The organism is Pseudomonas sp. IPO3749, from assembly GCF_013386605.1.
GTDB lineage: Bacteria > Pseudomonadota > Gammaproteobacteria > Pseudomonadales > Pseudomonadaceae > Aquipseudomonas > Aquipseudomonas azotoformans_A.
On the sequence record NZ_JACARN010000111.1, the window covers coordinates 17,073 to 27,987 of the forward strand.

Annotated in this window: 7 protein-coding genes and 3 pseudogenes; 4 read left to right on the forward strand and 6 right to left on the reverse strand. The window is 53.9% G+C overall.

The window, feature by feature from the left end:
• Positions 1–298 precede the first annotated feature (298 nt).
• The 5 genes from HX812_RS30115 to HX812_RS30135 form a co-directional block, all read right to left on the reverse strand.
• Positions 299–1,291: an ABC transporter substrate-binding protein gene (locus tag HX812_RS30115; RefSeq protein ID WP_038850253.1), complete on the reverse strand. Its 993-nt coding sequence runs from the start codon at positions 1,289–1,291 to the stop codon at positions 299–301.
• Positions 1,288–2,514, reverse strand: coding sequence for a Gfo/Idh/MocA family protein (locus tag HX812_RS30120; RefSeq protein ID WP_038850252.1), 1,227 nt, complete (start codon positions 2,512–2,514; stop codon positions 1,288–1,290). Before HX812_RS30120 ends, HX812_RS30115 begins: the two co-directional genes overlap by 4 nt.
• The gene (locus HX812_RS30125) at positions 2,514–3,833 is read right to left on the reverse strand and encodes a Rieske 2Fe-2S domain-containing protein (protein ID WP_038850251.1); all 1,320 of its coding nucleotides are present in this window, start codon (positions 3,831–3,833) and stop codon (positions 2,514–2,516) included. The genes HX812_RS30120 and HX812_RS30125 overlap by 1 nt, the downstream gene beginning before the upstream one ends.
• Before the next feature lie 46 nt (positions 3,834–3,879).
• A complete protein-coding gene (locus HX812_RS30130; RefSeq protein WP_038850250.1) occupies positions 3,880–4,854 on the reverse strand; it encodes a PDR/VanB family oxidoreductase in 975 nt (324 codons plus the stop codon).
• Between the two features lie 110 nt (positions 4,855–4,964).
• Positions 4,965–6,305 (reverse strand): MFS transporter, encoded by a 1,341-nt coding sequence (locus HX812_RS30135; protein WP_235165507.1) that lies wholly within the window; start codon positions 6,303–6,305, stop codon positions 4,965–4,967.
• A gap of 218 nt (positions 6,306–6,523) precedes the next feature.
• Here HX812_RS30135 and HX812_RS30140 point away from each other — a divergent pair, with 218 nt between their 5' ends.
• From HX812_RS30140 to HX812_RS30150, 3 genes and pseudogenes are all read left to right on the forward strand, one after another.
• Positions 6,524–7,111 (forward strand): MarR family winged helix-turn-helix transcriptional regulator, encoded by a 588-nt coding sequence (locus HX812_RS30140; protein ID WP_050572493.1) that lies wholly within the window; start codon positions 6,524–6,526, stop codon positions 7,109–7,111.
• 514 nt (positions 7,112–7,625) lie between these two features.
• Positions 7,626–8,713, forward strand: a pseudogene (locus HX812_RS30145) (IS3 family transposase).
• Between the two features lie 50 nt (positions 8,714–8,763).
• Positions 8,764–9,060, forward strand: a pseudogene (locus HX812_RS30150) (acyloxyacyl hydrolase); the annotation flags it as partial.
• Positions 9,061–9,235: 175 nt separating this feature from the next.
• Here HX812_RS30150 and HX812_RS30155 read toward each other — a convergent pair.
• A pseudogene (locus HX812_RS30155) lies at positions 9,236–10,179 on the reverse strand (IS5 family transposase).
• Positions 10,180–10,396: 217 nt separating this feature from the next.
• On the opposite strand from HX812_RS30155, the gene HX812_RS30160 reads away from it, so the two are divergent.
• Positions 10,397–10,915 (forward strand): carboxymuconolactone decarboxylase family protein (locus HX812_RS30160; protein WP_038845055.1); only part of this gene is annotated, 519 nt, incomplete at its 3' end.

The window sequence follows — 10,915 nt, forward strand, 5'->3', positions numbered from 1 at the left end:
GTCGAGTCTGCTCCAGATACTGTCAGGGTAATGATAGGAGTACCTTCACACGGTTCTCCGCTGCATAAATGGATTCATCCAGGCTTGCCTCTCGTGTTTTACAAGCAGTCATCCTGATTTGCTGCAATGCTTCCATTCGTTGAAAGGGAAGGAGTGGAAAAAGGCGATCGACTTGGTTGAGCGGCTGGCGCTGGGGGGTAGATGTAAAAAAATCGTGACCGCCATCTACCCGCACGATAGGGACAGTCACAAAATTTATTAACATGCTCAGTGCACTAAACCTTCGCTACGACTTCCGTTAAATCTTGAAACTCTCCAACGAAGCTGAATGGAACAGCTCCTCGGGCTGAAGTAAGCGCGACGACAATCCTTCTGCGTAATGGCGTTCTAGGAAGCGGCTGAGTACATGACGATTTGCTTCGAAACCATAGGACCAGAAGTCTTCACCGAGCAATTGGCGGGCCGCTCTTAACTGATCCTCGATAAACGGTAACGTTACCTTGGTAGCGGAGGTGTCGCTCAATTTGCGCAGTGCCACAGACTTGGACTTTTCGAATGCCTTGGCTATGGCCCCGGGTAACCATGGGTGCTGCTCGGCGAGCGTGCGCCGGACCCCTAGCAAGTGCATGATCGGGAATAGCTGAGTGCGGCGATACCAGTCCGAGGCCGCTCCTTGAGGATCAGGATAAAGATAGCTGACCCTAGGATGACCTTGAGTGAAACAGGAAGGTGCACGTGGACCGATCACGGCATCCAGTTCACCGGAGGCGAGCATGCCAGAAAGCGTTTCAGTCTCTGGGGCGTTCTCGACGATGACATCTGCCGGTAGCTTCAGAACAATTTTCTCCAGACGCCCGGCCTCTTCATACCCACCACGAACCCAGGTGACGTCCGAGGCTTTCAAACCATGGTCTTCTTCCAGGAACAGCCGAACCCATACGTTCGCCGTCAACTGGTACTCCGGCACCCCGATCCGTTTGCCCTTGAGGTCTGCCGCAGACTCAATTCCGCGATCATTGCGGATGTAAATCGAAGAGTGACGAAACGCGCGGGATGGGAAGACAGGGACAGCAATATAGGGACTGGTGCCCGCTGCGGTTTTAACGCTGTAACTGCTCAACGATAACTCGCAGATGTCGTAGTCAGCATGGCGAAATGCCCGAAAGAAAATCTCTTCGGGATCTTGCAGCATAAAGATTGGGTCGACCCCATCGATCTGTACTTCGTCGTCCACCAATGGCCGAATGCGATCATAATTGCCCACAGCTATGGATAGGTTCAATTTGTTCATAATTGGTTCTCGCAAATTTGAGTGACTGCAGCATTCATACCCAGTGTGACGTCGCGTTGTTCTTCGTTGGATCGCAGCATGGCAAGGCAGATCTCTAAAGTGTCGCGAGCCCATTCACCGTCATGCAGCGGCGTGATCCCGTAAAACAGAGCCAGATACAGCTCGTCTATGACTTCGGACCGCGGCACCGCTGGCCGTTCAAGCATCAGTCGATTACGACTATTCGGGCCGTAGAGCATGATGGCATCCGCCACGGGCTTAAGGTCGCCACCTTCGCACGACACAATAATCGGGCCGAAATGCTGGAAGGCCATCGCGTCGTCGGTAGGAGAGGGGCTGACGTAGCGTGTACCGCCATAAGTGCTCTCAGCTTTGAGTCGCGCCTCCTCATCTGCCGATTGCACCTGCTGCAACAATCGACGGGCGCCGCCGTAAGCTTCAGGGCTTTTTGGCTTGCCCATTTCCCCAATCCACCCCATCCACTCGTCGGAGTCGAAGTGTCCGTAGCCGTTGTAGGTAATGGATGCGAATGCCCCATTCTCGAACCATAGAGTGGCTGTGTAGGCGCCTTCAGTTGGCCGGGCGCGGTCCCAGTTACCCACTGCCGCGCGGACACGGGTAGCGCGACTGCCAGCTAGCAAACGGACCACATCTACTTGATGTGCTGCCTGGCTGAATACTGCTCCGCCGCCTTCAGCGGTGGAGAGCTCTTCCGGGCGGCGAGGACGCAGCAGGTAGTCGGTGTAGTTCAGCGCTTGAATCATCTTCACTGCGCCAAACTTGCCGCTACCGATCAACTCCCGGGTACGCAGGTAGGGGGTATCGAAACTGTGGCAATGTCCAACGATCAGCTTCACGCCAGCATCGGCGCAATCGGCGATCATCCGATCGCATTCGTCGAGAGACAGCGCCATGGGTTTTTCGACTAGCACGTGCTTGCGATGAGCGGCGGCTATATGGGTGTGCTCAGCGTGAAACTGATGCGGGCTAGCGATGTACAAGGCGTCGACGTTACTGTCGGCAGCCAAGGCTTCGATGGTCTCGAAGGCAGGAGCATCAAAATCCCTTTCGAATTGCTCACGGGCTTGCGCCCGCGGGTCACAGGCGCCCACCAATTGAACGCGTCGGTCGGCCAGGAAGGTTGGCAGCATGAGGGTGAATGCCCGACCTAGACCGACTATGCCTAGGCGCAGCCGCCGCGAAGATTCTGCGTTGCTGGCCATCACGCACGGACCTCGTAATCAGGCTCGGCTACCATATTGGCATCGCCGCCAGCCCATACGTAATGACTTTTATATTCACGCCAGTCGATGTCCTTGGGCACGATCGCTTGAAACGAACAGATACTGGAAGGGATCGTTTTTTCACCCGTACCGATAGCGGTATCACCCGCTTGGAATGCTGCCAGGGCATCAAGCATCACTCGGCGGAACTCCACTACTGCAAGGTCACTGGCGCCCAAGCGCTCATCGGATCGGTTGGCGATAGGCCCCATGGTCACCCACATAGCAATATCTTGATTGGGGAAGCCTTTGATGCCGGTAAAATTACCGTTCTTCATAGCTTCACGATCTTGCCAGAAATGGTTCTCGTTGTTACGTAGCGGACGGTAGCCGCTGTCCAGATCAATGCCGGGCTGCTGGCCGAGGAACTTGCGCCAGGTTTCGGTTTCCGGGGTGTTATCGGGATTTCCCCAGGCCATGAAATAGAAGGCTGTGTGGGTGTCGTCGATGGGTACGTTGATATTTGCCACGTTATACAAGTTATTCGGCGGAATCAGCGCGGTTGCAGGGGCTACGAACACTGTAGATCGCACATACTCGTTGGTGGCTGCATTCTGAATGGGACGGCGAAGAGCGGCATAACGGAAGCCATAGCTGGTGCGGTCAACCTGCATTCGTGGTGCTTTGTCCGTAGAAGGTCGTAACCATTTTTTTGCGGTCGCCTCAGCGCCTCCAACCCGTGCTGGAACGAAGTCAGATGAGTGCAGACTTGAGCTGTGTGCCGAGTCGATGGCACCTTCCAGGATCTGCGCCCAGTTGCAAGGAATGATCGCCTTGGCGATGCTCACTCGAACCTTATCGTGGGGTGCCCAGGCCGGTGGCACAAATTCGGGAACTGCGTCCTGTGGTCCCATGTAGGCCCAAACGAAACCGCCCCATTCACGAGTTTTGTAGGCTGTATGTTTGACCTTTTGACACATGTTACTGGCGGCAGGCTCGGAAACCATTTCCACCACATTACCGTCCACATCCATCTTCCAGCCATGATAGAGGCAGCGCAATCCCGAGTTTTCATTGCGGCCGTAGAGCAGCGATACGCGGCGATGTGGGCAATACTCGTCCATGACACCAACGCGACCATCGGTGTCGCGGAACACGACCAAGTCCTCGCCAAACAGACGGGCCCTGACAGGCGTGCCGTCAGGCTCGCTGACTTCTTCAAGCAAACACACAGGTGTCCAGTGACGGCGCATCATCTGGCCCATCGGCGCGTCACCTTCGACGCGGCAGAGCAACAGGTTCTCTTCAGGGGTCAACATGTAATATCTCCAGCGTTCAACTAATCGTTTGTAAAAAAGGTCTCGCCTAAAGGTCGAGTACCAGCACGTCATTTCTGGCTCGGGAAACGCAAATCATGATCTGATCGTGCTGTTCGTCCTCACGCAGCACCATGTCGCGATGCTCGACGTCACCTTCAATCAGACGGGTACGACAAGAGCCGCAGGTGCCACTCCCACAAGAACTTGGTGTCCGAATACCGTTGTCGCGTAAAACCTCCAGAATTGAACGGTCGGCGGGAATTATGATGTCGATTCCGCTCCGGCCAAGGGTCACCGAAAAAGGCCGGTTTTCGGCGAAGCGACTCTGGTCGACACCGAAGCTTTCAAAATGTATGGAGCCGGGTGGCCAGTGCCCCGTCATGTCCAGCACGCTGTCCATCAACGGCCGGGGGCCACAGCAGTACACATGTGTACCGCTGCTTGGTTTGTCGAAAACAGGCCAGAAATCGTAAGCGTCTGCTGGCTTGCCGAAGTCGTGGTGAATGACTGACGTGTTAACAAATTCGGCCCCCAGCAGCTCATCCCTGAAGGCGGTGAGTTCCGGATTACGGGTGCAGTAGTAAAGTTTGAAGGGGATGACGGTGCTGGCCTTCAGGTGACGCATCATCGATAGGATCGGGGTAATACCGATGCCTCCGGCAACGAAGATGAATTGCCGGGCGTTCTCGGTAAGTTCGAACTCATTTTGCGGTGTTGCCACCGGTAGCAAGTCGCCTATCTTGATATCATCTGCCATGCTCACCGAACCGCCTCGTCCGTTGGCGTCACGCTTGACCGCAATGACATAACGCTCACGTTCTTGCGGGTCGTTGCTCAATGAGTAATTGCGGATGCTTCCGTTGGGCGCCCTTACCCTGAGGTGCGCACCGGCCGTAAACGCTGGCAGATGTATCCCCTGCGGGTGGGCCAATTCGAAGCGGAAAATGCCGCGGGCAATTTCGGATTTAGCGGTCACCTTGAGGCCTGTGAACCCATCATCGAGCTGTTCGGAACTACTCATCGCTGTTTCCTCATTACATCGGATTGCGGATTAAGCACGCCCACGAACCGAGAATTGCGTAGATATCTAACGTTTTTTAGGCGTGCTTCAACCAATCAGGCTGCTTTATCCTATTCGTCGGTCAGTGGCTTTTCGCTCAAGGCGTTAGCTGGCACCGCAATCAGAACTGCCAAACCCCCCGCCAGGACCAGTATCCCGATTATCGTCAGTCCGATTGCGAGGCTGCCGGTAACTGTGTTGATCCAGCCCAATCCGATGGGCGCACAGAACGCTCCGATCTGACCAAGAGAGCTGATCGCCGAAATGCCCCCTGCTGCGGACTCATCATTAAGATAAGCCGGAGGAATCGACCAGATGATCGCTGCGGCGCCAAAGTACGACACTGCAATCATTGCCAGGCAAGTAATTGAAATAATGGCCGAGTCCACAACGTGAGGCAGCAGGCAGGCACCCAAGGCACCGAAGGCGATACTGATAAAGAAGTGCTTACGACGCTCCAGACGAATGTCGGAGCTGCGCGCAATGAGAATCATGGCGATCGCCCCCACGATGTATGGCACGGTGGAAAGCAATCCGACTCGCAGTACATCTTGGATGCCAGTGTTCCGTATGATGGTAGGTGTCCAGTAATTGAGGATCGTGCCACATAGCGGCACGGTGGCCCAACCAGCAGCAAGGACGTACACGCGCGGATCCTTGAGCGCAGCCAGCACAGCATGACGCTTATCGGTAACGGGCTTCTTGCCCGCGCGGTCAGCGGCCAGCGCGTCGAGAATAATGGACTTCTCCTCGTCGTCGAGCCACTTTGCCTGCTCGGGTTTGTCTACCAGATAGAAGTAGGCCGTCACTCCCATTACAGCAGCAGGAAGACCTTCCAGGATGAACATCCACTGCCAGTTTTTCATTCCCATGACGTCAACGAAATGCGTGAGTATCCAACCGGACAGGGGACCGCCGATGATTCCCGCTGCGGCGATGGCCAGTAAGAAGCGCAATGTGATGCGAGCGCGCCTGGCACCTGGATACCAATAGGTCAGATAAAGAATGATTCCAGGCCAGAAGCCGGCTTCGGCAGCGCCCAACAGGGCACGGGCAATGTAGAACTGAGTGGGCGTTGTCATGAATGCCATGGACGCTGAGATCAACCCCCACAGCATCATGATCCGGGTGATCGTCAACCGGGCACCAATCTTTTGCAGGTAAAGCGTGCTGGGTATTTCCAAAGCGATGTAGCCTATAAAAAACAAGCTTACGCCGAGTCCGTAAGCAGCATCGCTCATACCTAAATCGTGCTTCAGGTAAGCCTGCGCGAAGCTGATGTTCACGCGATCCAGATAATTGAGAACCCAAGCCACGAAAATGAAAGTCATCAAGCGTAACGTGACTTTTCTATAGATCTTATCGATGCGCTCATGGTTGCGCTGGAGAAGATGGGGCACGGCATCTGTCATTGTTGTTGTCATTGTGCACGCCTCGGACTTTGTGTAGCGCAGCCAAAGCCTGGGGAGCCTGGCGTGCTTTTTTATTAGGTCTCTAAGATAGTATGGCGATTTTTTTCTGCACGCAATGAAAAAGGAACGATATCTAATTATTTTATGAGCTGACGCATGTGTTTCGACAACGCGTTATGCTTACTCCGCTGACGCGAGTGATGAGAACGGACCTTGATATGACTGCACCAAAGCCCTTGGCCCCCAAACAACCTGAAACCCAGGAAATACTCAGGCATTGGCACGATGTTGTGCCTGATGATCGTCTCGCTCACTTGGTCAAGGATGCAACGCGCGCGCTGATCAGAGCGCTGCAGATGCGATTAACTGAACACGGCGTATCCTTTGGTCATTGGGCATTCTTGCGAATCCTCTGGGAGACAGACGGGTTGACTCAAAAACAGCTCAGCACTCAGGCTGGACTGATGGAGCCTACGACTTTCGCAGCGGTGAAGGCGATGGAAAAACTGGGTTACGTAGCCCGACAGCAGAGGCCGGAAAATAAAAAAAATGTTCACGTTTTCCTCACCGAGGAAGGACGCCGGCTGAAGGATGTTTTGATTCCTCTGGCGCTAGAAGTCAACGAGGTGAGTGTGGCCGGGCTTAAGGAGCAAGACGTCGAAACAGCACGACACGTTCTATTAACAGTAATAGAGAACCTCGCAAACGCTGAAGCGAATTCCATCAATCCGTCTCATCGGGTACCGTCAACGCGGGAGGTTGGACGCATGATCAATGAACGTGGCGAGACTGTTTGTCCGGATTAATGCCGTGTCGCAAACCGTTGAAATTTAGTGCTCCAATCCGTCGGAATAAGACTGTTTCTCAAGCTGAGCGCTGGCGCATCTTCAGATCGCCTCGTCTCCTGGCGTTCCGCTTTTCATACACCTGTGAACAACGTCAGGAAGGCTGTACCTCACCCCCCTGATGAGCGCAGCAACCGGGGCCGCCTCTACGCAGCTTGCCTTCCATTGAAAAACTATGCGCCTTCAACTTTGAGAATACCCAGCAGCACCTGAGCCTCTGGCACCATGTACGCGTTCCTGCGAGTGAACACGGCGATCCTGCGTTTTATTGTGGTTTCCTTGCGTTAGGGCGGTGTGCACCAATCACATTGGCAGGTCTGGTGGAAAGATCCAACCTCTGAGGCAGCCAAGTATCCATATGTAGCGAGTTCATGGCTGCGCCACTTGCTCATCTGGGCGGTGAAAGGGTAATCCCCCTGAAAAAAGTACGCATCAGAAGTAGAATTTTCTCCTGACCGGATCAAGGAAATTTTGCATGAAGACATCGCGTTTTTCAGACAGTCAAATCATGGCCATTCTCAAGCGAGCAGAGGCTGGAACCCCAGCCCCAGAGCTGTGGCGTGAGCACGGCATCAGTTCTGCCACGTTCTATAAGTGGCACACCAAATTCGGCGGCATGGACGCTTCGCTAATGCTCCGTATACGTGAGCGGGAAGAAGAGAACCGGTAGCTTAAAAAAATGTACGCCGAAGAGCGCCTCAAAGCCGAGATCATCCAGGAAGCCATGGCAAAAAAGTGGTGACGCAATCTAGGCGACGAGAGATGGCACTAGAGGTTGTTCGTTCCGGTCGGTGTAGCATCACAGGCTGGTGTGCCTGGCTTTCGTGGTCACTATCCCTGCTATCGCTATCAGCCACGCACGGCGTCTGAAAACTCTGAGATTGCGGATCATTTGATCCGCCTGACATACAACCAGCGAAACTGGGGCTTCGGCTTATGCTTTTTGTACCTGCGCAACGTCAAAGGCTACCGCTGGAACCACAAGCGGGTGTACCGGATTTACCGCGAGCTGGAACTGAACCTACGCATCAAGCCGCGCAAACGTACCATGCGCGAAAAGCCTGAACCACTGGCTGTTCCGCAAGCCAGCAACCAGTGCTGGTCGATGGACTTCATGCACGATCAGTTGTCGGACGGACGCAGCTTTCGGGTTTTCAATCTGATTGACGACTTCAGCCCGGAAGCGCGCAGCATGGAAATTGATTTTTCTCTTCCGGCTGAGTGTGTAGTGCGAGCGCTGGATCAGGTCATCGAATGGCGCAGAAGCCCGCAGGCAATCCGCAGCGATAACGGCCCGAATTTATAAGTGCCAAACTCACTGGGTGGGGCGAGAAACGGGGTATCCGCTTGGATTATATTCAGCCGGGCAACCTGCAGCGAAACGCCTACGTCGAGCGCTATAACCGCACGGTGCGTTACGACTGGCTGGGGCATTATCTGTTTGAATCGATAGCGGACGTTAAGGGTTACGGCACACACTGGATCTCGACATACAATTACGAGCGCTCGAATATGGCACTTGGAGGCATCACCCCTAAAAAGAAGTTGGCCTTAGTGGCCTGACGTCTATCTCTGACGTGTATTAGAAATGGGGGGATTACCATTCGTTTTGCCTGGAGGCGGTTGCGGCCACATTGTTGGGACACAATATTGCCACGCAAGCTGCTGGAGTAGAGTTAGCGGTAGGGCAAACTGGCTAATCCACCATGACCTATCGTTTGTGATTGCAAGTCGATTGGAACAAGAGTTGGTGGCAGACCGAAGTCGGTCGTTTAACTGGCTATTGGAGTGGAGCATACACCTATTGGGAAGGTGATGAGACGGCTGCTAACAATAGCTTGTCCGTCTCACCTGTACTGGTTTATGAATTTTCAGGCCAAAGTATCAAGCTCTACATAGAGTTAGGGATGGTCTGAAGTAGCCCCATGTTTTCCGGCTACTTCGTCATAGGCTTTTTCAAAAACGGTAGCCGAACAAATTGGATCAAATCTGCCGTCTATCTCATGCTTTTTTGCCATTGCGAGCACCTCGCAGCAGCCATTTATTCTATCACAGGCGCACCTCTCCCGCATTGGATAGCAAGTGTCAGCGCGCCATCCATAGGTTCAACAGGGCGAACAGCGTTACCATCTGTACGGTGTTCTTGACCAGACCTCGGAGGCGCACCTGGGTGTAACCAAACTGACGCGTGATCACCCGGAACGGATTCTCAACCTTGGCGCGAACCTGGGATTTGGCTTTCTCGATCCTGCGCATCGCTTTGTACAATGCGCTGCCCTTACCGTGCTTTTTGTAGGTGCTGCGTCGGGCTGCAACCTGCCAGATGACTTGGCGTCCTGTATGTTCTTCGTGCTTCTCGACTCCGGTATAGCCAGCATCAGCGCACACTACGTTTTCCTCGCCATGCAGCAATTTATCGACCTGCGTGATGTCTGCAACATTAGCTGCTGTGACCACCACGCTGTGCACCACGCCTGACTGATCGTCGACACCGATATGCGCTTTGGCGCCGAAGTAATATTGATTGCCCTTCTTCGTTTGGTGCATTTCGGGATCGCGTTTGCCATCTTTGTTCTTGGTCGAACTTGGCGCGTGAATGATCGTCGCATCGACGATGGTGCCTTGTCGCAACGACAGCCTACGATCACCAAGATACCCGTTGATCACACCTAATATCCTGGCGGCTAACTCATGTTTTCCAGCAAGCGGCGGAAGTTGAGGATGGTGGTTTCGTCAGGGCTACGCTCCAGGCTCAGCCCGGAAAACTGGTGCAGGATCGTGGTTTCGTACAGCGCCTCCTCCATCGCCGGATCGCTGTAGCCGAACCAGTTCTGCATCAGGTGCACGCGCAGCATCGCCATCAATGGATAGGCCGAACGACCGCCTTCGCCCTTTGGGTAATGGGGTTCGATCAGGGCGACCAACCGCTTCCAGGGCACTAGCCGATCCATCTCGATCAGGAACAGTTCCTTGTGGGCCTGTTTGCGCTTACCGGCGTACTCGGCATCGGCGAGGGTCATTTGCTTCATCGGAAAACTCGGCGACAGGCGTTCTGGGGATTTTGCCAAATCAGGAAGTCTTTTTCAGGATTTCCCTAACCTCGTCTGTATACAATGCTGCCGGGTAAAGTTCTAAATTCTCGAAATCTGAAAGGGTGGTTCCCGATATCGGGGGATTATCAAACCAGGGTTGAAAACATAAGCTTCCTCTCACGCCAACAACGGCTAAATGAAAGAGGATCTACAGATGGCACGTATTACTATTCCAACTCGCGACCAAGCTCCCACCAACACCCACTCCACCCTCGATGCAATTGGTAGCCAAGTTGGTTTTATTCCAAATATGTTTCGTATGCTCGCTTCCAGCCCAGATACTTTCGCAGGTATCATTGGTTTTCAGGGTGCGATGTCCAAGGCGCTGAACGTAAAAACCCGTGATGCTATTGCTTTGGCTGTGACTCAGGTCAACGACTGCCATTACTGCATGAGCGCGCATACGTACATTGCGACTAACCTGGTGAAAAGTTCGGCCGAAGAAATTGCAATGAATCGCCAAGGTCGCTCCGAAGATCCAAAGCGCGCTGCTGCCGCTACATTTGCCAAAACGCTGGTAGAACGCCGCGGCAAGGTAACCGATCAAGAACTCGCAGCCGTACGTGCTGCCGGCTACACAGACCCAGAAATTATCGATATCACCGCTTTGGCAGCGCAGTTCCTTCTGACTAACTTCATCAACAACATGGCTGACACTGATATTGATTTTCCT